A 19,197-nucleotide genomic window follows, 5' to 3' on the forward strand; every position below is an offset into this window, starting at 1 on the left:
ACGCGGCACGAGAGAGGGAGCAGCCATGATCCATGCGGCGGACGTCCGGGAGTGGCGCAACGAGAACGTGGTCGATCCCAAGGGGCGCAGGATCGGCATGCTCGAGGCGGTCTACGTCGACACGGCCACCGACGAACCGGCGATGGCCACGGTCCGTACGGGGCTGCCCACCCGTCAGCGCCTGGTCTTCGTCCCCCTGGACGAGGCGGTCCTGGGGCCCGGTTACGTCCGGGTGCCGTACGTCAAGGGGAAGGTGCGCAAGGCCCCCGCGATCGGCACGGACGACATCCTGCCCGCCGACCAGGAGGAGACGATCTTCCACTACTACGACCTGGAGTACCGGACGGGCCTCCAGGGCGAACGGCGCCTCGCACGCCGCTGAACAGGTCTTTTGGCGAGGCGGCCCGGGACGGTGTCGTCCCTGGCCGCCTCACCGGCCCCCGGGCCGGGTCAGCTCCAGGTGGCCTTGAGCTTCGCGGCGTAGCCCTTGGTGTAGCCGGCCGCGTTGGGGTGGAAGACGGAGGCGGCGTTGGTCAGGTCGTTGATCCACGGGTCGGAGCCGCACGCCCCGTGGTCCTTGAAGGTGGCGCGCATGTCGAGGAAGTAGACCGAGCCCTTGGTCGCCGCGGCCTTGGTGCCCTCGGCCAGCGCGTCGGCCAGGCCGTTCATGGCGGTGCGCTTGGCGGGGCTGAGGTCGATCACGGGGCAGGCGCCGGACGAGGAGAGCGTCTGCGGGTAGCCGAGGACGAGGATCAGGGCCTTGGGCGCACGCGCCCTGATGTCCTTGTACAGACCGGTCAGCTCGTCCACGAGCTGGTTCTTCGCGTAGTACGACATCCAGTCGGTGGCCGTCTTGCAGTAGCTCTCGCTCTGGGTGAGGCACGCCTGGACCACGGAAGAGAACTGTGCGTCGTTGCCGCCCACCGTGAGCGTGACGAAGTTGGTGGAGGAGCTGAGGGCGGACAGCTGGTTGTTCCGTACGTCCGCGATGGTCGCCCCGCTGCAGGAGACGTCCGTCAGCTTGTACTCGGGGTTCGCGGCCGCCCACTGGTGCGGGTAGTTGAGCGGGCTGCGCTTGCAGTCACCGCTGGCGGCGTCGTACGTACCCGCGCCCACGCCGGACGCGTACGAGTCCCCGAGGGCCACGTACTCGGCCTGCGTCGCCGCCTGGGCGGGGGTGCTGGCCATCCCGGCCATTCCGGCGAACGCCATCACGGCACTGGCGACGACCGACGTCAATTTGCGCATGAGTTCCTTCTGCATCCTGGGAGTTGGAGCCGGAATCGGCGTGCGGAGCGAGGAGCGTACAGTCGCGCTTCAGCCGGGAATTTCCGGTCCGTCCGTTACCTGTCGGTAGATTGACCGACTTTCAAGACACGGCGGAATCAGGCAAGTCGGCCTCGGACCAGTACGGCAGCGGGTCCCGGGCCCGCCGTCCGGGAACGCGATCCCCTCCGCCCCGCCCGCCCCTTCCCCCGCGCCCTGCCCCTGTTCCTGCACCCCCGGCCCCGGCGGCCGCCCCGAAGGGCAGGCTCGCGCGCGGCGTTCCGTCAGCCCTTTGCCTCGTCGTACGCCTCGCGGGCCTCCTGGATCGCCGCCATCCGCCGGTCCGTCCACTGGGCGAGGGCACGGACCTGTTCGGCGGCCTCCCGGCCGAGGTCCGTGAGGGAGTAGTCCACGCGGGGCGGGATCACGGGCTTGGCGTCGCGGTGCACCATGCCGTCGCGCTCCAGGGTCTGCAGGGTCTGGGTCAGCATCTTCTCGCTCACCCTGCCGATCTCCCGGCGCAGTTCGCCGAAGCGGTACGGGCGGTCGAGCAGCGCGATCAGGACGAGGGTGCCCCAGCGGCTGGTGACGTGCTCCAGGGCCGCACGCTGCGGGCACATCCCGTCCCCGCCGGCGTTCCGCACACGCTCCACGAGCGACGTCTCCCTCACTGCCATGCCCCTACGTTACGTCGGGGCGGGCCCTTCCGGTGAGAGGGTCCGCCTCCCGGGATCAGGGGGCTCTCACCTCATCGGACCAGCAGGGACGGCGCCCACCCCGGGCCGCGACCAGACTCTGACTCGAAGGGCCGTGAGGGCCTTCGCCCTTCGGCGCCCCGCGCCGTCACCGCGCCCTCGTCCCCCGCCGACGCCTCCGCGTCGCGCGTCCTTTCGGGGCCGCCCGCCCCTGTGATCGGGCGGCGCCCCGCCGTCCACTCCCCTCCCGGACCCCGTCCGGCCCCAGAGATGTCGCGGCCCGGCCCCGCCGGGCCCGCGAAAGGAGACTCCATGCGCTCACGCACCGCCGCCGTCACGTCCGTCGCCCTGAGCACGGCCGCCGCCCTGCTCGTCCCCGCGGCCGCCCAGACCGCCACCGCCGCCGAGGTCCGCCCTCGCGTCAGCGGACACCGCGGCGCCGCCGGGTACGCCCCCGAGAACACCCTGCCGTCCTTCGACAAGGCCGACGCGCTCGGCGTCGACTGGGTGGAGACCGATGTGCAGCGCACCAGGGACGGTGAGCTGATCCTCCTGCACGACAGGGACCTCCGTCGCACGACGAACGTCGAGACGGTGTTCCCGTCCAGGGCGAACCGGGCCGTCGGCGACTTCACCGCCGCGGAGCTCGCCCGGCTCGACGCGGGGAGCTGGAAGGGCGCCCCGTTCGCGGGCACCCGGATCCCCACCCTCTCCCAGACGCTCGACCGGCTCGACCGCAACGGCCAGAACCTGCTGCTGGAGATCAAGCAGCCGGACCTGCATCCGGGCATCGAGGGCGACATACTCGACGTCCTCGCGCGCAAGGGCTGGCTGGACGAGAACCACGTCAGGAACCGCCTGACCGTCATGAGCTTCGGTACGAACTCGGTGCGGACGATCCATCAGAAGCGGCCGGACCTGATGACGTCCGTGCTGGTCAGCAGCAGGCCGTCGCTCTCCGCCCTGCGGGGCTACGCGACCTACGCCGACCAGGTCAACCCGGACTACAGGCAGGTGTCCGGCGACTTCGTCGCCACCGTGCACGCGCTCAAGGGCGCGCACGGCAAGCGGCTGGAGACCGTCCCCTGGGTCGTGAACACGGCCTCCGCGGCCCGGACGGTCGCCGGCTGGGGCGTGGACGGCATGACCAGCGACCTGCCCGACGTGGTCGACAAGGCCCTGGGCTGACGGGATCTCAGGCGGTGCGGGCGGCCTCGACGAACGCGGTGATCAGGGCGGGGTCCTTGACCCCCCGGCTGCGCTCCACGCCGCTGGAGACGTCGACACCCCACGGGCGGGTGGCGACGACGGCGTCCCGCACGTTGTCCGGGGTGAGCCCGCCGGCGAGGATCCACTTCTCGTCCTGGCCCACCGGCGTCTTCCGGGACCAGTCCCAGGCGGTGCCGGAGCCCGGCACGGGGGCGTCGAGCAGGAGCATGTCCTCGCCCAGCTCCCCGCGGCGCGGCACGGAGTCGCCGAAGGCGGCCGCACGGATCAGCGTCCAGCCGCCCGCGGCCAGCTCGTCGTAGTACCCCCGGTCCTCCGGGCCGTGCAGTTGCACGGCCCGGATCCCGGACTCGGCGGCCAAGGACCGTACGGCGTCGAGGGGTTCGGCGCGGAACACGCCGACCGTCAGCACGTGCTCGGGCACCCGCCGGGCGAGCCGCGCGGCGGTGGCGGCGTCGATGCGGCGCGGGCTGGCCGAGAAGACGAACCCGATGGCGTCGGCACCGGCCTCGACGGCGGTGGCGACGTCCCGTTCGGTCTTCAGCCCGCAGATCTTGACGAAAAGAGAGTCACTGGAGTTGCTCACGGACCCAAGCCTGCCGCATCGGGGACGACAGCCGCACACCTGGATATGACGCAGCTCACACACGAGGCGCCGATGACTTCACTCCCGCCCCTCGGTCCCTACCCGCGACAACCACCGACACCGACGGGAGCGCCACCATGACCGCCGCCACCAAGGGCCCCGCCTCCTACTTCCCCTCGATCGAGAAGAAGTACGGCCGGCCGATCGCGGAGTGGAAGGAGCTCATCCGCTCCTCGCCGCTGACCCGGCACATGGAGCTCGTGAACTGGCTGAAGTCCGAGCACGGACTGGGACACGGCCACGCCAACGCCCTCGTCGCCGACACGCTCGCGGAGCGCTAGGCTCCGCACGGTGACCATTCGCCCCCTTTGACCGCATTGACCCCGTCTCATCCCCAGGAGGTTGCGATGGCCTCGCGACTCAACCCCTACCTCAGCTTCAACGGTGACGCCCGGGCGGCGCTGGAGCACTACAAGGAGGTCTTCGGCGGCACCCTCAGGCTGAGCACCTTCGGCGAGTTCGGCCAGGCGGACAGCCCGCAGGCGGACCAGATCATGCACGGAATGCTGGAGGCCCCGAACGGCTTCACGCTCATGGGCGCCGACACCCCGCCGGGGATGGAGTACAGCCCCACCGGCAACGTCTCCGTGAGCGTGAGCGGCGACGACGACGCCGAACTGCGCGGCTACTGGGAGAAGCTGTCCGCCGGCGCCCATGTGTCCGTCTCGCTGGACAAGCAGATGTGGGGCGATGTGTTCGGCATGTGCACGGACCCCTACGGCATCACCTGGATGGTCAACATCACCCAGCCCCAGGACTGACGGACGTCAGCCCTTGCGGGCGATGTAGTAGACGTTGACGGGGTCGCCCTCGACGGACCTGACGTCGACGTCCCCGAACCCGGCCGCCCCGAGCATCCGCAGCGCCGTCTCCTGGCCCCACACCGTGCCCAGGCCGGCTCCGCCGGTGCTCAGGGAGGTGGTCATGCAGTAGAAGACGGAGAAGCCGTAGAGGGTGGGCCCGAAGGGGTGCCCGAGGTTCTCCTCCAGCCTGCTGGACGCGGCGATGTCCGCCATGAGGAAGGTGCCGCCGTCGCGCAGGGCGCCGGCGATCGCCGAGAGCGTCTCGGCCGGCCGCGCCAGGTCGTGGATCACGTCGAAGGCGGTGATCAGGTCGTACGCGCCGTCGACCGCCGTCGAGTCCGCCACGGTGTAGCGGAGGTTGCCGAGTCCGGCGCGTTCCGCCTCGGCGCGCGCGGCCGCGATGCCCTCCTCGGACCGGTCCAGGCCGTGGAAGCGGCTGCGCGCGAAGGCCTTCGCCAGCAGGAGCGGCGCATGCCCCTGGCCCGTGCCCACGTCGAGGACGTCGATGCCGTCCCGCAGCCGCCCGGCCAGCCCCGGCACCAGCGGCACGACGACGTCGACGAGCGCCAGGTCGTAGAACCGGGCACTCTCCTCCGCCTGCAGCGCCTGGAAGCGCGGATACGCCCCGTACGGCACCCCGCCGCCCTCCCGGAAGCAGCGCACGACCTGCTGCTCGACCTCGCCCATGAGGGCGATGTACGGCATCATCCCGGCCAGGTTGTCGGGACCGGCGGCGCTGGTCAGCGAGGCGGCGTGCGCCGGGGGCAGCCGGTACGTCCGCCCGTGCGGCTCGTAGACGACGAACCCGCCGACGACCATGCCCCCGAGCCACTCGCGCACATACCGTTCGTCCAGGTCCGCCGCCTTGGCGATGTCGGCGCTGGTCGACGGGGGCAGAGCGGCCAGGGTGTCGAACAGGCCGCACTGGTGGCCGACGCCGACCAGCAGCGCCAGCGCCCCCTTGTTCAGCACGTCGGCCACCTCGGCGGCGAACGCCTCCTGCGCGACGGGATCCGGCGCCGCCCGCTGCCCCTCGAGAGTCGCCATGGCCGCTCCTCCTCTCCCGCGAGGCGCCGCCGACACCCGACGGCGCCGCTTTTGTCAGGCTATGCCCGACGGCAAGCAGGAGACCTCACGGAACGGGAACCGCGCTCTAGCCGTCCACCTCGTACTGGCCGACCTCCAGGAACCAGCGCAGTTCCTCCGGGGTGCCGTCGATGGCCGCCTCCGCGGCCGCGCGCAGGGCGGCGCTGATGTCGGTCCTGGCCAGGATCCTCGCGATGGCCACCCGGTCGTCCTCGGCCTGGGCGAGCCGGTAGCCGGTCGCCAGGAAGGCCACCCGGTCCTCGATCGTGCCCTCGATGGCCTCCACGGCCTCCCGGTGGACGGCCTTGCCGCTGTCGGGGTCGGCGAGGATCCGGAAGATCGCCACCTTGTTGTCCTCGTCCTGGGCGAGCACGATGCCCGTCTTCAGGAAGGCGCGCATGTCGTCGACGGTGCCGTCGAGCGCCTCCTGGGCCTCCCTGCGCACCGCCTTGCCGGTGCTCTCGTCCGCGAGGATGCGGGCGATCGCGATGCGCAGGTCGTCCTCGGACATCGAGTCGTACGGCGACTCGGCGTCCGTCTCGATGGCGGTTTCCGTGTCCGTCGCCGCCGTCGCGGTGACGGACGAGGAGGCCGGGGCCGCGGCGAAGGACGGCGTGGCGAGCAGCAGGGCCGGAGTCAGGGCGGCCGCGGCCACGGCGAGCGCCGCACGGGTCGGTCTCATTGTCGTTCCCCCATGATTGATTGGCTTCTTGCCGGCGAGAAGATCGTTCCAGGGGCGGGGTCCACCGCGCAGTGCGCGGACCGGGCAACGTTGTCCGCCGGTTCGTTGCCGATCAGCATCCGGGGGGGCGCGGTGGTGGGGGAGATTCCCGAGCAGTATCTCGACGGCTACGGCCGGCTTCTGGAGGAGGTCGCGGTCACCGGCCGCCGGCTCACCCGGGAGGAGCTGGAGTCCCGGCGCGCCCTCGGCGAACGGGCCGCGGAGGCCGGTCACGGGCTGCGGGCCCTGGTCAGCGCCCATCTCTCGGCCGCGCGCTCGGTCCGGCCCGGTCCCCGCGGCTCGGCCGAGGGCACCCTGGCCGCCGTACAGCAGGTGATAGACGCGCTGGCCGAGGGCCACGAACGCGCCCAGCGCCGTGCCGTACGCCGGGAGGAGGCGGCGCGCCGGGAGTTCATCGACGACCTGCTCTACGGCCGCAGCGACCTGGGCCGCCTCGCCGGGCGCGCCGAACGCTTCGGCTTACGGCTGTCCCACGCCCACGCCGTGGCCGTCGCCCAGGGCCCGGACGCCTACGACGAGGGCGGCCCGGTGCTCCGGCAGGTGGAGCGTGCGCTGCTCGCCCGCTTCGGCGACCGGGACGTGCTGCTGACCACGAAGGACGGCCGGCTGCTGTGTGTCGCCCCCGGCCACCAGGACGAGATCCTGCCCTCGTTCGCCCGGCAGGCGCGGGCCGCGATCGGCGGCGGCCGGGTGGCGATCGGCCGCCCCCAGTCCGGCCCCGGCGGGATCGTCCAGTCCTACGAGGAGGCCCTGAACGCCCTGGACCTCGCCGAGCGACTGGGGCTGGACGACCCGGTGCTGCGCGGCGCCGACCTGCTCGTCTACCCCGTCCTGACCCGCGACCGGCAGGCCATGGCCGACCTCGTCCACGGCGTGCTCGGCCCGCTGACCACGGCCCGCGGGGGCGCCGAACCCCTCCTCGACACCCTCGCCGCGTACTTCGACTCGGGCTGTGTCGCCGCGCAGGCGGCCCGCCGGCTCTCGCTGAGCGTGCGCGCCCTGACGTACCGGCTGGACCGCGTCCACAAGCTCACCGGCGTCAACCCGGCCGATCCGGCCCACCGTTACACCCTGCAGACCGCCGTCATCGGCGCCCGGTTGCTGGACTGGCCCGCCCAGGACCTCTGAACCGCTCCACAGCCATCCCACGAAAAGGCCACGAGCTGTTCACACCTCGTCCACATCCGACGCGTTGCGGCGACAGGATCCGGCCATTGACTCTCCCCGGCGCGCCTCGATCACGAAGCCGCATGGGAAGATCGCCACCGGCACCCACAGCGGCGGCAAGGTCACCATCACCCTGCCCAGGCTGAGCCGGGGCCGCCACACCCTGCACGTGTACTACGCGGGCTCCTCGACGGTGAACGCCAGGAACGGCGCGAACTTCGTCATCAGGTCCACCTGATTCCCCCGGATCCCGGCGGCCGGGGAGACCACTGAGGGAGTGTCTCCCGGCCGACCGGTCCCACCCCCGCCCGTACATCCCCCGTCCGTAAGGCCGCCGTGACGGTCGCCGTACCGTTCCTAAACAGTGTCCAGGAGTGACATCTGATGCCAGCTCCCGGAACTGCGCGCATCCCGAACGGTGTTGGATGCGCTGGGTTCCCGCATTCGCTGTTCCCCGATCCGGCGACGTGCATCGTGTGCACGCTCCGTGACGGGTGGGCGGGTTCCCTTACGCCCTCGTGCGGCTGGTCCGGCCTGGGCGGTCCGATGCCCACGGCGATCACTCTGGTCGTCGTGGGGCGGTGCCGTCCGTCGCCGGATCGAGTGTCCGAGGGCGCGTCGCCCGATCGCCACGCTCGCGGCGTCGTGCCGGGACATCTTTCGCTTGTTGCTGGTCAACGGCTTACGCCAGTGTTCATCGCCCCATGTCGACGTGTACGCCGGATCGACCGCGACGATCGACAGACCGTGCTCGGCGGCCATGGACACGAGCCGGGCCTTGAGCTTGCCAGTGGGGATGCCGGAGATGAGCTGCCTGAACCGCTTCCGGCGGCCGTGCTTCTCCCGCGTCTTCTCCTGGCCGAAGTCCAGGTTCTCGATACCGATCGCCTTGACGCCACACCGGTCGGCCCAGTGCAGTAACTTGCTGATGGCGTGCCGGATCTGGGCGTCTCGGTGATCAGCGGTGCCGGAAAGGTCGTAGAAGAACCGGCGCGGATCACCCATCGGGTTGCCGTTGCGATCGAGTTGGTAGGCGGCGAAGTGGTCGGCGTTGGTGTCCACACCGACCATGCCGTCAGCGCGGGCTGCCTCCAACGGCACCGTCTTGCCGACGGGCCTGGTCCACGAGGCGGTGAGATACCAGCGGCTCCGCTGCACGTCGAGGTGAATGCGGTACGCCACGGCCCGGTTCCCCTCGATGCGGTCGCGCCATTCGGCGCCCCGATGCTGGAAAGCGACCTTGGAGGCCAGCACGTACCGGCCGTTCTTGCTGTTGGCGTGGTGGGCCAGCGGTGCGGGCAGCTTGATGCTGACCTCGCCGTCGGGGGTGACGCGGATCGTCTCGTTCCCGTATCGCTTGCCGGACTCGCCGTCGGCGGCTGTGAACCAGCGTTCGGCCTCCCAGCGCTGGCGCCACTCGCGCTCGGTGAGCTGGGCGGCTTCGAGGTTGTGACGGTTGTTGAGGAGGCGTCGGCCGCCGCGTACGACATGCACGACACCGGCTTCACGCTCAGCGCGGGCGACGTCGAGGTGGTGTTCCAGCACGGCCAGACGCCGGGACTTGCAGAACCACTCGTTCTTGGAACGGTATCCGCCGGGGGCGCGCTTGGTGCCCTTCTCTCCGAGCGGCTGCGACAGGCGGTGCATCAGCGTCCGAACGCCCGCTTCGAGGGACTGGATGTGGGCGAGCTGGCAGCGGCGCGAGAGCGCCCACTGGTCGTGGGTGGCCTTGGTGATGCTCCCGGCCCAGCGCGACGACGACTTCGCGGTCAGGGCCTGCTTGCGGGCCGCCCACGAATCCGAGTTGTGGTCCAGGCCGTCAGCGCACCGGGCCTTGAGGTCCAGGGAGGCGAGGCGTCCGAGGTGTTCGCCGACCAGCCGCAACACCGTGTCGTCTTCCGGCGTGAGGTGCTTGAGGCGGTCGCGTATCGCCACGCCGGACGGGCCGAGTGCGACGAACGGCGCGTCGATCGTGCGGAGCTTCTTTTTCGGCTCAGCCATCCGAGGCCGCCGCTTCCAGCGCCTTCTTCGCCCGGTTCTTCGCCGAGCGGCGCCCGTACAGGCGGGCGCAGAACGAGGTCAGAACCTCGACCATGTCGTGCACCAGGTCGTCTTCGACCTCGCCGTCATCGAGGACGACGAGTCGTCGGCCGGTCGCGGACAGGGCCGCTTCGACCAGTTCGACGTTCATCCGGCCGAGGCGGTCTTTGTGCTCCACCACCACGGTGGTCACCTTCGGATCGGCCAGCAGCCGCTTCGCCTTCACACGAAAGCCGTTCATGCCCGACGCGATCTCGGACTCGACACGGACGACCTTGTGACCGGCCTTCGCCGCCCACGCCGACAACCGTGCAGTCTGGCGCTCCAGATCCGGCTTCTGATCGCGCGAGGAGACACGGGCATACAGGCCCACACCACCGGTCACGGTGGGTGAGGTGTTCGCGTCGATGTTCACCAGGATCGTGCGCGGCCCCACTCGTTCCGCAGGGACCGGCAACGTGCCCTCACGGAACCAGCGGTACGCAGTACGCGGGGCGATCCCCTGTGCGCGTGCCCATTCCGTCAAGTTCACACACGAGACCATACAGCACTCGTGTTATCTAAAAGACACTTATGGACACTTATCTAGGAGTAGTTGCCGACCCCTGACGCTCCCCGGCGTCCGCAGCGTCACCGCCGTCCGCCATCTCGCCCGCGGCGGCCTGCTCGCCCTCGCCGCCCTGCTGCTCGGCATCACCGCACAGCTGCTGGTGGTCAGCGGCGCACAGGAACGTGCCGCGCAGCACGCCGCGTTCGACGACCTGCGCGGCCGGCTCGCGCTGGGCACCGCCCCGGTGGCGCAGACCGACCAGGAGGGCCGGCTGCTCGCCCCCGGCACCCCGGTCGCGCTCATCACGGTCCCCCGCCTGGACATGACCCAGGTCGTCCTCGAAGGCACCGACGCGGCCGTCCTCACCGACGGCCCCGGCCACCGCCGGGACACCCCGCTGCCCGGACAGGCCGGCACCAGCGTCCTGATGGGCCGTGCCGCCGCCTACGGCGGCCCCTTCCGCGAACTCGCCTCCCTCGCGGCGGGCGACACGTTCACCGTGACCACCGGCCAGGGCAAGGCGACGTACCAGGTCAGCGGCGTACGACGGGCCGGTGACGCGGCGCCCGCACCGCTCGCCTCCGGCAAGGGCAGGCTGGTCCTGGTCACCGCCACCGGCCCGCGTTTCGTCCCCTCCGGTGTCCTGCGCGTCGACGCCGACCTGGTCTCCGCGCCCTTCACCACCCCGGCCGCGGTGATCCGCTCCGGCACGCTCCCCGCGTCCGAGGAGCCGCTGGCGCGCCCCTCCGGGGTGCCGTGGCCGCTGGTGATGTGGCTCCAGGCGCTCCTCCTCGCCGCGGTGGCCGCCGTCTGGGCCTGGCACCGGTGGGGCCGTCACCAGACCTGGATCGTGTTCGCCCCGGTCGTCGCGGTCCTCGGCCTCCAGGTCGCCACCCGCACCACCGAGCTCCTGCCCAACCTGCTGTGACCGCTTCCCGTGAGGTGTCCGACGTGACCGAAGTAGCCGATTCCCCGACCGACACGGTCGTCCTTCCGCCGGTGACGTCCACCGGCGCCCCCGCCACCCTGGAGGCCCGCGCGGTCTCCGCCTGGTTCGGCTCCCACCAGGTGCTCAGCCGGGTCTCCCTGACCATGCCCGCAGGCGAGGTCACCGCCCTCATCGGCCCCTCCGGCTGCGGCAAGTCGACCTTCCTGCGCACCCTGAACCGTATGCACGAGCTGATCCCGGCCGCGCGGTTCGGCGGCGAGGTGCTCTTCGAGGGCGAGGACGTCTACGACCCGTCGTGGCGGCTGACGGACGCCCGGCGCAGGATCGGCATGGTCTTCCAGAAGCCGAACCCGTTCCCCGCCATGTCGATCTACGACAACGTGGTCGCGGGCCTGCGCCTGACGGGCACGAAGGCGAACCGGCGCGAGAAGGACGTCCTGGTCGAGGAGTCGCTGTCCCGGGCCGGCCTGTGGAAGGAGGTCAGGGACCGCCTCCGGCAGCCCGGCGGCGCGCTCTCCGGCGGCCAGCAGCAGCGGCTGTGCATCGCGCGGGCCCTGGCCGTACGGCCCCGGGTGCTGCTGATGGACGAACCCTGCTCGGCGCTCGACCCCACCTCGACGCGCCGCGTGGAGGAGACGATCCAGGAGCTCGCCGGGGAGGTGACGGTCGTGATCGTCACCCACAACATGCAGCAGGCCGCCCGCGTCTCCCAGCAGTGCGCCTTCTTCCTCGCCGAGCAGGGCACCCCCGGCGGCATCGTCGAGGCGGGCCCCACGGACGAGGTCTTCGGCTCCCCGCGCGACCAGCGGACGGCGGACTATGTGGCGGGCCGCTTCGGCTGAGCGACCACACAGGCGCCCGGCTGTCGGAAAATCGACGGTATGAGGATCTCGCAGCGCGCCCAGGCCATAGCCCCCTTCTACGCGATGGAGTTCGGCAAGCAGGCCGCCGAACTGGAGGCCGAGGGTCACCACGTCGTGAAACTCAGCCTCGGCGAACCCGACTTCGGGGCGCCCCCGGCGGTCCTGGAGGCGCTGCGCGACGCCGTCGACGACGGCCGCCCGCTGACCTACACGGCGGCGCTCGGGCTGCCCGCGCTGCGCCGCGCGATAGCGGGCTTCTACGCCGACCGGCACGGCGTCGACGTCGACCCGGCCCGGGTGGTCGTGACCGCGGGCGCCTCCGCCGCGCTGGTGCTGGCCACCGCCGCCCTGGTGGACCCCGGTGACGAGGTGCTGATCGCGGACCCGTCGTACCCGTGCAACCGGCAGATCGTGGAGAGCTTCGGCGCCCGCGTCACCCTCGTCCCCGCCACCGCCGCCTCCCGCTTCCAGCTGGACGCCGCCGCCGTACGGTCGCACTGGACGCCGGACACGCGGGGGGTCATGGTCGCCACGCCGTCGAACCCGACGGGCACCTCGGTGCCGGCGGACGAGCTGGCCGCGCTGTGCGCCCTCGCCCGGGAGCGGGAGGCGTGGCGCCTGGTCGACGAGATCTACCTCGACCTCGGCGACCACGACGAGTCGGGCCGCCCGCCGCGCAGCGCCCTCTCGTTCGACCCCGACGCGGTCGTGATCAACAGCTTCTCGAAGTACTTCGGCATGACCGGCTGGCGGCTCGGCTGGTGTGTCGTCCCCGAGGCACTCGTCCCGGCGCTGGAACGCCTGGCCCAGAACTACTTCCTGTGCGCCTCCGCCCCGGCCCAGCACGCCGCCCTGGCCTGCTTCACCCCCGAGTCCCTCGCCGTGTGCGAGGCCCGACGGGTGGAGTTCGCCGAGCGGCGCGCGCTCGTCCTGGACGGCCTGCGGCGGATCGGCCTGCCCGTGCCCGTCCCGCCCGACGGCGCGTTCTACGTCTACTTCGACGTCAGCGGCACCGGGCTCACCTCCTGGGAGTTCTGCGCACGGGCCCTGCGGGAGGCCCACGTCGCGCTCACCCCGGGCCGGGACTTCGGCGTGGCGACGGCCGAGACCCACGTACGGCTGTCGTACGCGGCGTCGGCGGACGAGCTGCGCGAGGGGATCGCCCGGCTGGGGAAGTTCGTGGCGGCGCTGAGCTGAGCGTCGGCCCGTAATCCACCTGCGTCCGTCCGGGGCGCCGTGAAGAATGCGCGCCATGGCACCCACACACAACACCCCGGACCTCACGCACATCGCCGCACCGGAGGGAGTCGCCCCGGGCACCGGCTACACCCATGTGGTCATGGGGACCGGGCGGCTGGTCGCGATCTCCGGGCAGGTCGCCTTCGACGCCGACGGGAAGGTGGTCGGCGAGGGCGACCCGGCCGCGCAGGCCCTGCAGGTCTTCGAGAACCTCCGCCGCTGTCTGGCCGCGGCGGGCACCGGCTTCGAGAGCGTCGTGAAGTTCACGTTCTACGTCACCGACGTCGCCCATCTGCCCGCCGTACGCGAGGCCCGCGACCGGTACATCGACGTGGAGCGCCCGCCCGCCAGCACCGCCGTCCAGGTGGCGGCCCTGTTCCGGCCCGAACTGCTGCTGGAGGTGGAGGCGCTGGCCCTGCTGCCCTGACCTCGGGTCTAGGGCGCGGCTCCGAGGGCCCGCAGGACGAACGGCAGCAGACGGTCCGCGCCGGCCCTCGCGGCCTCCGCGTCCACCTCCTCCGGCGGCCGCGGTGTGATCAGGAAGTGGCTCAGCATCGGCCCGACGACCAGGTCGCCGAGCATCTCCGGGTCGTCGACCGGCGGAATGTCCCCACGGGCCGCCGCCCGGGTCACCGCCTCCTCCACCCGGCGGCGCACGGGCACCAGGAAGCTGGTCGCGAGGGCCTCGGCGAGGGCGTCGTTGTGGGCGGCCTCGCCGATGAGGGCCCGCATCAACCGCCCGCTCTCACCGCTCAGGCTCGCGGCCTTGTCCCTGAGCAGGGCCCGCAGGTCTCCTTCGAGGCTGCCGGTGTCGGGCTGCTTGACGAGGTCCTCGGCGCGGGTCGTGGCGGCCGCGATCACCAGTTCCTCCTTGGAGGACCAGCGGCGGTAGAGCGTCGCGGTGGACACCCCGGCCCGGGCGGCCACCGCACCGGTGGTGAGCCCCCCGTACCCGCTCTCGGCCAGCACGGCGAGCGTGGCCTCCAGCAGAGCCCGGTCCCGCCCGGCGTCCCGGGGCCGCCCCCGCCGGGCGGGACCGGGCGCGGGATAGTACGAGTCGTGCCCGGCCGTCGGCGGCGCGTGCCGACGCGGCGGGACGGGTGGCGCATCACGCGGGCCTTCCCGGCGGGACGGGGCAGACGTGGCGTCACGCGGGCCTTCCCGACCCGACGAAGCGGGCGCGGCGCCGCTCGTGCCCCGGCGCTGTGCGCCCGGCTCCGGGGCGGCCCCGGCCCCCGCCCGCAACTCGCCCGGCCGCGGGGTCGCCCCCGCCTCAGGCACCGGCCGTCCCCGGCAGGTGCTCCGCCAAGTGCATCGCGTGCAGCCGCTCGTACTCCTCGTGGCTGCAGCGCCCGTAGGCCGGGTGGAGGGCGTGCGGGCCGGTGTGGGCGGAGAAGAGGGTCACCGCGTCCGCGAGCTGTGCCGCGGCCTCGGCGGCCGGCAGCCCGGGGTCGAGCGGCGGGGCGCCGTCGAGTTCCGCGTCCAGGGCGTGCCGCGTGGCGCCCCGGCGCAGGAAGAGACGCTTGGCGAGGGTCCCGGCGGTGGCCCGGAAGAGGGCCGGCTTCAGCCGGGGGTATCCGGTCACCGAGTAGCGCACGGTCTGGGCGCAGTGCTGCAGCGTCTGGGAGAGGTTCCAGGAGCTGCCCGGCGCCAGGAGTTCGCCCTCGGGGGAGTCGGCGCGCGCCGTCAGCCGGGCGGCCAGTTCGGTGAGGGGAGGGGCGGGGGACGGGGTGCGGGTGGCGGGCATGGCGCGAGTATAGCCAATACGAAACGAAAGGCTTTCGTTTCGTATATGGTCCGGGGTATGCCGACCACCGCGCACTCCAAGCACCCCGAGCACCCCACGGCCACCGCCGGCGAGACCGTCACCCGCCTGCGCGCCGCCTTCGCCACCGGCCGCACCCGCCCCCTGTCCTGGCGCAAGGCCCAACTCCGCGCCCTGCGCACCCTCCTGACCGACCACCGGGCGGAGTTCGCGGCGGCCCTCCACGCCGACCTCGGCAAGAGCCGCACCGAGGCCCACCTCACCGAGACCGGCTTCGTGGTCAAGGAGATCGACCACACCCTGCGCCACCTCGACCGCTGGCTGCGCCCCCGCCGCGTCCCCGTACCCCTGACGCTCGCCCCGGCCCGGGCCCGGACGGTACGGGAGCCGCTGGGCACCGTCCTGATCATCAGCCCCTGGAACTACCCGCTGATGCTGGCGCTCGCGCCCCTCGTCGGCGCCCTCGCCGCGGGCAACTGCGCGGTGATCAAGCCCAGCGAACTCGCCCCCGCGACCTCGGCCCTGCTCGCCGAACGGCTGCCCCGGGCCCTCGATCCCGAGGCCGTGGCCGTCGTCGAGGGAGCCGTACCGGAGACGACGGCCCTGCTGGAGCAGCCGTTCGACCACATCTTCTACACCGGCAACGGCACCGTCGGCCGCGTCGTGATGGCCGCCGCGGCCCGCCGCCTCACCCCGGTCACCCTCGAACTGGGCGGCAAGTCCCCCGCCGTGGTCGAATCGGGCACCGACCTCAGGGCCGCCGCCCGCCGCATCGCCTGGGGCAAGTTCCTGAACGCCGGCCAGAGCTGCACCGCCCCCGACTACGTCCTCGCGATCGGCGAGGCGGCCACCGGCATCGAGCGGCACCTCACGGCCGCGATCCGCGAGATGTACGGCACCGAGCCGTCCGCGAGCGCCGACTACGGCCGGGTCGTCAACGAGCGCCACTTCGACCGCCTGCTGGCCCTGCTGGACGGCGACGGCGGCGGCCGCCTCGTCACCGGCGGCGAACACGACCGTACGACCCGCTACCTCGCCCCCACCGTCCTCGCCGACGTGGACCCGGACGCGCCCGTCATGCGCGAGGAGATCTTCGGACCGATCCTGCCGATCATCCGCGTCCCCGACCTGGACGCGGCGATCGCGTTCATCACCGCCCGCGACAAGCCCCTCGCCCTGTACGGCTTCACCGCCTCCCGGCACTCCAAGCACCGGCTCGCCACGGAGACCTCCTCCGGCGCCCTCGCCTTCGGCGTCCCGAACGCCCATCTCTCCGTGCCCGGCCTCCCCTTCGGCGGCGTCGGCGAGAGCGGCCTCGGCCGCTACCACGGGGCGCACTCCCTCGACACCTTCAGCCACACCAAGGCCGTCCTGGACAAACCCCTGCTCCTGGACCCACTCCGGGCCGTCTACCCCCCGTACACCCACCGCAAGGAAAGCCTCCTGCGCCGCTTCCTCTGAGGACGTCAGCCGCGTCGCAGGGCCAGGTCGTCACGAGCCAGCTTGACCGCGGCGAGAAACGCGGCGAACACCGTGCCGAACAGGTTGATCGTCATCAGCGCCTCGTTGATCGCGTCCCCGCTCCAGCCGACCGAGGCCCCGTCCCTGACCAGGTCGGCGGAGGCGCCGATGAAGTAGGGAACCGAGCTCAGCCCCAGCGCCCCGTAGAAGAGCACGTTCTGCGCCAACACACCCCGCCCCTCGGTCCGCACCGACACGGCCCCGGACGTCGTCTGACGCTTCATCAAATACAGCGCGAAGACCTGGAAGTAGAGATAGGTGACGAACCACCAGCCCAGATAATTGGTGTACGGCACCCCGAACACCCCGCCCCCGTCCTCCCAGACCCAGACCCGCTTCACGGTGGAGGCGACCGAGTCGACGCCGAGGTCGAACATGGTCATCAGGGCCCCGGCCACCATCGGCAGCGCCACCACCTCGACCCGGCCGGCGAGCGACCCGGACGAGCCGCTCAGACGGCTGTCCGCCTCGTCGAGCAAGGTGTTGGCCACCTGCCAGCAGATGTAGCCCAGGCCGAAGTAGATCGGTCCGATCTCGATGGGCACATGAATCAGCTGCGGGTGGCCCGTGTAGTGGTAGTGGCCGAACGGGAACCCGGTGGAAACGCTGAGGTTCTCGAAGAAGTTGCTCACCACCAGGGTCACGACGAGAAAGAACAGCAGCGTCCGCCACCCATACCGCCGCACCCCGTGGATCAGCGCGAACGGGACCGACAGCAGCAGTATCGGCGTCGTGACGTGCGTCCCGGTCAGCGGCACGGTGAGGCCCACTACCGCGGCGGCGGCTGCCAGCAGCCAGAGGACGCGGTTCCATGCGTTCATGTCGATGCTCCTGTGATGGCGGGTTCGCCATCAAGACACCAGCCACCCCGCCGCCATAACAGCCCGCGGATGAGACGTGGCGCACACCGCACGCGAGGAACGCCGCGAAGGCCCGGGCCGCCGGTCCGGTCCGGGCCTTCCTGTCGTGCGGCACGGTCACAGCGTGACCTGGCTGCCTCCCAGGGTCACGACCAGCTTGCCGTCCGAGGCGAAGGACCAGGCGAGGGCCCCGCCGTACGAGGAGGCGCAGCGGGAACCGTTCGTGCCGGTCCAGAACTGGTTCGTGCTGTCGGCGTCCCCGACGGTCTTGTCGTTGGAGCCGCTGACGTTGTACCGGCACGAGGTGTTGGTGCGGAACACCGAGGTCCCCGCGTCCCACGAGTAGTTGCGCTGGGCGTTGTCGATGCTCAGGTTGTTCGAGACGGCCATGGAGCCCGGGTTGCTGTTGTACGTGAACCCGTGCTTGCCGTTGCGGTAGGCGATGCTGCGCCGCACCACGTGGTTGACGGCGATGTCGTCGCCGCCGAGCTTGTAGCCGTTGCGGTCGCCGTTGGAGTTCACGGTCCCGTCGGAGAGAGTGCCGTTGTTGTAGGCGAGGGAGTCCTCGATGGTCACCGGGCCGATCGCGCCGGTGTCGGTCTTGGTGTAGAGGTCCCAGCCGTCGTCGATGTTGTTGTGGGACACCGCGTAGCGGAAGACGTTCCCGGTGCCCGTCGTCAGCTTCGCGGCGAAGCCGTCCGCGTCCTCGCCGTCGGAGTCGGCGTTGTCGTGCGACTCGGCGCTCAGGATCAGGTTGTCGGCGGGCCAGTCCGCGGTGGCCGTGGAGGAGGAGATCCGGCCGAGCTGGAGCCCCGTGTCCCGGTTGTAGCGGGTGACCGTGCGCTCGATGACGTTGTGGCTGCCGCCGACATAGATGCCGTTGTCCCCGGCCCGCTCGACGACGATCCCGTACACGCGCCAGTAGGAGCCGTACAGCTGGAGCCCGCGGTTGGACGAACTCTCGCTCTGCGCCGAGAAGTTGAGCACCGGCGTCTCGCCCGGGTAGGCGGACAGCGTGGTCCGCGCCGATGACGTCCCGTTGTTGGTCTGCGGGACGGTGACCGTCGAGGAGTAGCTGTACGTCCCGCCGCGCAGGTAGATCGTCCCGCCGGCGGTGACCCGGCTGATCGCCGAGGTGAGGGTGGTCGGGGCGGACTGCGTCCCGGCCGCGCCGTCGGTGCCGCTCGGCGAGACGTAGATCGCGCCGCTCGTGGGGGGTGTGGTGCTGTCGGTCGTCGTCGCCTCGAGGTAGTCGACGTTGGGCAGCCCGTCCGAGGCGGTGGGGTTGAGGCGGATCGTGTTGCTGCCGGCGTTGAGCGACACGGTGAGCGTCTTGGTGACCCAGGTGGACCAGGCGCCGGTGGCCTCGAAGGACGGCGTCTGCACGGTCGTACCGTTGACGACGAGCGAGGCCGGGCGGGCCGTGGTGGTGCCGTTGGCGAAGCGGACGTTGAGCGTGGCCGTGCCGGCGACGGCCGCGTTCACCGTGAACTGGGCGTATCCGCTGGTCGAGTTGGTGCCGTTGCAGAATCCGCTGCCGGAGTAGCCGGTCCAGTCGGAGTCGATGGTGCCGGTGCAGACCGCCGGGGAGGTCTCGGCCTCGTAGCGGACGGTCGCGGCCTGCGCGGGCGTGGTCCCGGCGAGCGCGACGAGCGTGCCCGCGAGCAGACCGGTGCACGCGATGACGGATCTCAGCTGCATGGGTTCATCTCCAGGAACGGGACGAGTGCGGGTCGGCCGAACTGGAAAGCGCTTTCTCCCGGAAGTTAAGGGCCTAG

Annotated in this window: 22 protein-coding genes; 11 read left to right on the forward strand and 11 right to left on the reverse strand. The window is 71.7% G+C overall.

All coding sequences use genetic code 11. The annotated features are described in order from the left end of the window. Nucleotides 1–25 precede the first annotated feature (25 nt). Entirely contained in the window at nucleotides 26–382 is a 357-nt protein-coding gene (locus tag ACIRF9_RS24955) for a PRC-barrel domain-containing protein (RefSeq protein WP_403826218.1), read from the forward strand. 68 nt (nucleotides 383–450) lie between these two features. Here ACIRF9_RS24955 and ACIRF9_RS24960 read toward each other — a convergent pair whose 3' ends face one another. Together ACIRF9_RS24960 and ACIRF9_RS24965 are read right to left on the reverse strand one after the other, a co-directional pair. After that, nucleotides 451–1,248 carry an SGNH/GDSL hydrolase family protein gene (locus tag ACIRF9_RS24960; protein ID WP_403826221.1) on the reverse strand — a complete coding sequence of 266 codons (798 nt, stop codon included), beginning with the start codon at nucleotides 1,246–1,248 and terminating at the stop codon, nucleotides 451–453. Nucleotides 1,249–1,550: 302 nt separating this feature from the next. Then, complete coding sequence (locus tag ACIRF9_RS24965; protein WP_403826224.1) at nucleotides 1,551–1,943, reverse strand: winged helix-turn-helix transcriptional regulator; 393 nt, start codon at nucleotides 1,941–1,943, stop codon at nucleotides 1,551–1,553. Nucleotides 1,944–2,273: 330 nt separating this feature from the next. On the opposite strand from ACIRF9_RS24965, the gene ACIRF9_RS24970 reads away from it, so the two are divergent. Further along, a complete protein-coding gene (locus ACIRF9_RS24970) occupies nucleotides 2,274–3,149 on the forward strand; it encodes a glycerophosphodiester phosphodiesterase (RefSeq protein WP_403826226.1) in 876 nt (291 codons plus the stop codon). A 7-nt stretch (nucleotides 3,150–3,156) separates the two neighbouring features. On the opposite strand, the gene ACIRF9_RS24975 is transcribed toward ACIRF9_RS24970, so the two are convergent. Next, a complete protein-coding gene (locus ACIRF9_RS24975) occupies nucleotides 3,157–3,774 on the reverse strand; it encodes a phosphoribosylanthranilate isomerase (protein WP_403826229.1) in 618 nt (205 codons plus the stop codon). A 137-nt stretch (nucleotides 3,775–3,911) separates the two neighbouring features. On the opposite strand from ACIRF9_RS24975, the gene ACIRF9_RS24980 reads away from it, so the two are divergent. Beyond that, nucleotides 3,912–4,115, forward strand: coding sequence for a DUF4287 domain-containing protein (locus ACIRF9_RS24980; RefSeq protein ID WP_403826232.1), 204 nt, complete (start codon nucleotides 3,912–3,914; stop codon nucleotides 4,113–4,115). 66 nt (nucleotides 4,116–4,181) lie between these two features. Then, nucleotides 4,182–4,595, forward strand: coding sequence for a VOC family protein (locus ACIRF9_RS24985; protein WP_403826235.1), 414 nt, complete (start codon nucleotides 4,182–4,184; stop codon nucleotides 4,593–4,595). A gap of 6 nt (nucleotides 4,596–4,601) precedes the next feature. On the opposite strand, the gene ACIRF9_RS24990 is transcribed toward ACIRF9_RS24985, so the two are convergent. Together ACIRF9_RS24990 and ACIRF9_RS24995 are read right to left on the reverse strand one after the other, a co-directional pair. After that, on the reverse strand, nucleotides 4,602–5,684 hold the full coding sequence (locus ACIRF9_RS24990) for a class I SAM-dependent methyltransferase (protein ID WP_403826237.1): 1,083 nt from the start codon (nucleotides 5,682–5,684) through the stop codon (nucleotides 4,602–4,604). A gap of 106 nt (nucleotides 5,685–5,790) precedes the next feature. Continuing rightward, the gene (locus tag ACIRF9_RS24995) at nucleotides 5,791–6,405 is read right to left on the reverse strand and encodes an ALF repeat-containing protein (RefSeq protein ID WP_403826240.1); all 615 of its coding nucleotides are present in this window, start codon (nucleotides 6,403–6,405) and stop codon (nucleotides 5,791–5,793) included. A gap of 135 nt (nucleotides 6,406–6,540) precedes the next feature. Between ACIRF9_RS24995 and ACIRF9_RS25000 the strand changes: the two genes are divergently transcribed. Both ACIRF9_RS25000 and ACIRF9_RS25005 read left to right on the forward strand, forming a co-directional pair. Beyond that, the gene (locus tag ACIRF9_RS25000; RefSeq protein ID WP_403826243.1) at nucleotides 6,541–7,593 is read left to right on the forward strand and encodes a PucR family transcriptional regulator; all 1,053 of its coding nucleotides are present in this window, start codon (nucleotides 6,541–6,543) and stop codon (nucleotides 7,591–7,593) included. Between the two features lie 64 nt (nucleotides 7,594–7,657). After that, a complete protein-coding gene (locus ACIRF9_RS25005) occupies nucleotides 7,658–7,870 on the forward strand; it encodes a hypothetical protein (protein ID WP_403826245.1) in 213 nt (70 codons plus the stop codon). A gap of 119 nt (nucleotides 7,871–7,989) precedes the next feature. On the opposite strand, the gene ACIRF9_RS25010 is transcribed toward ACIRF9_RS25005, so the two are convergent. Together ACIRF9_RS25010 and ACIRF9_RS25015 are read right to left on the reverse strand one after the other, a co-directional pair. After that, on the reverse strand, nucleotides 7,990–9,633 hold the full coding sequence (locus ACIRF9_RS25010; protein WP_403826248.1) for an IS200/IS605 family accessory protein TnpB-related protein: 1,644 nt from the start codon (nucleotides 9,631–9,633) through the stop codon (nucleotides 7,990–7,992). Further along, a complete protein-coding gene (locus ACIRF9_RS25015) occupies nucleotides 9,626–10,204 on the reverse strand; it encodes an IS607 family transposase (protein WP_403826442.1) in 579 nt (192 codons plus the stop codon). The genes ACIRF9_RS25010 and ACIRF9_RS25015 overlap by 8 nt, the downstream gene beginning before the upstream one ends. Between ACIRF9_RS25015 and ACIRF9_RS25020 the strand changes: the two genes are divergently transcribed. From ACIRF9_RS25020 to ACIRF9_RS25035, 4 genes are all read left to right on the forward strand, one after another. After that, nucleotides 10,131–11,150 carry a sortase gene (locus ACIRF9_RS25020; protein WP_403826250.1) on the forward strand — a complete coding sequence of 340 codons (1,020 nt, stop codon included), beginning with the start codon at nucleotides 10,131–10,133 and terminating at the stop codon, nucleotides 11,148–11,150. The two genes, ACIRF9_RS25015 and ACIRF9_RS25020, sit on opposite strands and share 74 nt — an antisense overlap. 98 nt (nucleotides 11,151–11,248) lie before the next feature. Further along, nucleotides 11,249–12,013, forward strand: a complete 765-nt coding sequence (gene pstB / locus ACIRF9_RS25025; protein ID WP_403826445.1) for a phosphate ABC transporter ATP-binding protein PstB — start codon at nucleotides 11,249–11,251, stop codon at nucleotides 12,011–12,013. Nucleotides 12,014–12,052: 39 nt separating this feature from the next. Further along, nucleotides 12,053–13,231, forward strand: a complete 1,179-nt coding sequence (locus ACIRF9_RS25030) for a pyridoxal phosphate-dependent aminotransferase (RefSeq protein ID WP_403826253.1) — start codon at nucleotides 12,053–12,055, stop codon at nucleotides 13,229–13,231. 55 nt (nucleotides 13,232–13,286) lie between these two features. After that, entirely contained in the window at nucleotides 13,287–13,700 is a 414-nt protein-coding gene (locus ACIRF9_RS25035) for a RidA family protein (protein ID WP_403826256.1), read from the forward strand. 8 nt (nucleotides 13,701–13,708) lie between these two features. Here ACIRF9_RS25035 and ACIRF9_RS25040 read toward each other — a convergent pair whose 3' ends face one another. After that, entirely contained in the window at nucleotides 13,709–14,263 is a 555-nt protein-coding gene (locus tag ACIRF9_RS25040; protein ID WP_403826448.1) for a TetR/AcrR family transcriptional regulator, read from the reverse strand. A 283-nt stretch (nucleotides 14,264–14,546) separates the two neighbouring features. Beyond that, complete coding sequence (locus ACIRF9_RS25045) at nucleotides 14,547–15,020, reverse strand: DUF1569 domain-containing protein (RefSeq protein ID WP_403826259.1); 474 nt, start codon at nucleotides 15,018–15,020, stop codon at nucleotides 14,547–14,549. A gap of 57 nt (nucleotides 15,021–15,077) precedes the next feature. Here ACIRF9_RS25045 and ACIRF9_RS25050 point away from each other — a divergent pair, with 57 nt between their 5' ends. Further along, complete coding sequence (locus ACIRF9_RS25050; protein ID WP_403826262.1) at nucleotides 15,078–16,499, forward strand: aldehyde dehydrogenase family protein; 1,422 nt, start codon at nucleotides 15,078–15,080, stop codon at nucleotides 16,497–16,499. 5 nt (nucleotides 16,500–16,504) lie between these two features. Here the strand turns inward: ACIRF9_RS25050 and ACIRF9_RS25055 are convergent, their stop codons facing one another. Both ACIRF9_RS25055 and ACIRF9_RS25060 read right to left on the reverse strand, forming a co-directional pair. Then, nucleotides 16,505–17,380, reverse strand: a complete 876-nt coding sequence (locus ACIRF9_RS25055; protein ID WP_403826265.1) for a carotenoid biosynthesis protein — start codon at nucleotides 17,378–17,380, stop codon at nucleotides 16,505–16,507. Nucleotides 17,381–17,536: 156 nt separating this feature from the next. Continuing rightward, complete coding sequence (locus ACIRF9_RS25060; RefSeq protein WP_403826268.1) at nucleotides 17,537–19,120, reverse strand: CBM35 domain-containing protein; 1,584 nt, start codon at nucleotides 19,118–19,120, stop codon at nucleotides 17,537–17,539. Nucleotides 19,121–19,197 lie beyond the last annotated feature (77 nt).

This window comes from Streptomyces sp. NPDC096132, assembly GCF_044763345.1.
Taxonomy (GTDB): domain Bacteria; phylum Actinomycetota; class Actinomycetes; order Streptomycetales; family Streptomycetaceae; genus Streptomyces.

Excerpts from the sequence above, each read along its gene's own strand:
- ACIRF9_RS24955 (WP_403826218.1), top strand. The coding sequence starts at position 26 with ATGATCCATGCGGCGGACGTCCGGGAGTGGCGCAACGAGAACGTGGTC.
- ACIRF9_RS24960 (WP_403826221.1), bottom strand. The coding sequence starts at position 1,248 with ATGCGCAAATTGACGTCGGTCGTCGCCAGTGCCGTGATGGCGTTCGCC.
- ACIRF9_RS24965 (WP_403826224.1), bottom strand. The coding sequence starts at position 1,943 with ATGGCAGTGAGGGAGACGTCGCTCGTGGAGCGTGTGCGGAACGCCGGC.
- ACIRF9_RS24970 (WP_403826226.1), top strand. The coding sequence starts at position 2,274 with ATGCGCTCACGCACCGCCGCCGTCACGTCCGTCGCCCTGAGCACGGCC.
- ACIRF9_RS24980 (WP_403826232.1), top strand. The coding sequence starts at position 3,912 with ATGACCGCCGCCACCAAGGGCCCCGCCTCCTACTTCCCCTCGATCGAG.
- ACIRF9_RS24985 (WP_403826235.1), top strand. The coding sequence starts at position 4,182 with ATGGCCTCGCGACTCAACCCCTACCTCAGCTTCAACGGTGACGCCCGG.
- ACIRF9_RS24990 (WP_403826237.1), bottom strand. The coding sequence starts at position 5,684 with ATGGCGACTCTCGAGGGGCAGCGGGCGGCGCCGGATCCCGTCGCGCAG.
- ACIRF9_RS24995 (WP_403826240.1), bottom strand. The coding sequence starts at position 6,405 with ATGAGACCGACCCGTGCGGCGCTCGCCGTGGCCGCGGCCGCCCTGACT.
- ACIRF9_RS25010 (WP_403826248.1), bottom strand. The coding sequence starts at position 9,633 with ATGGCTGAGCCGAAAAAGAAGCTCCGCACGATCGACGCGCCGTTCGTC.
- ACIRF9_RS25030 (WP_403826253.1), top strand. The coding sequence starts at position 12,053 with ATGAGGATCTCGCAGCGCGCCCAGGCCATAGCCCCCTTCTACGCGATG.
- ACIRF9_RS25035 (WP_403826256.1), top strand. The coding sequence starts at position 13,287 with ATGGCACCCACACACAACACCCCGGACCTCACGCACATCGCCGCACCG.
- ACIRF9_RS25045 (WP_403826259.1), bottom strand. The coding sequence starts at position 15,020 with ATGCCCGCCACCCGCACCCCGTCCCCCGCCCCTCCCCTCACCGAACTG.
- ACIRF9_RS25050 (WP_403826262.1), top strand. The coding sequence starts at position 15,078 with ATGCCGACCACCGCGCACTCCAAGCACCCCGAGCACCCCACGGCCACC.
- ACIRF9_RS25055 (WP_403826265.1), bottom strand. The coding sequence starts at position 17,380 with ATGAACGCATGGAACCGCGTCCTCTGGCTGCTGGCAGCCGCCGCCGCG.
- ACIRF9_RS25060 (WP_403826268.1), bottom strand. The coding sequence starts at position 19,120 with ATGCAGCTGAGATCCGTCATCGCGTGCACCGGTCTGCTCGCGGGCACG.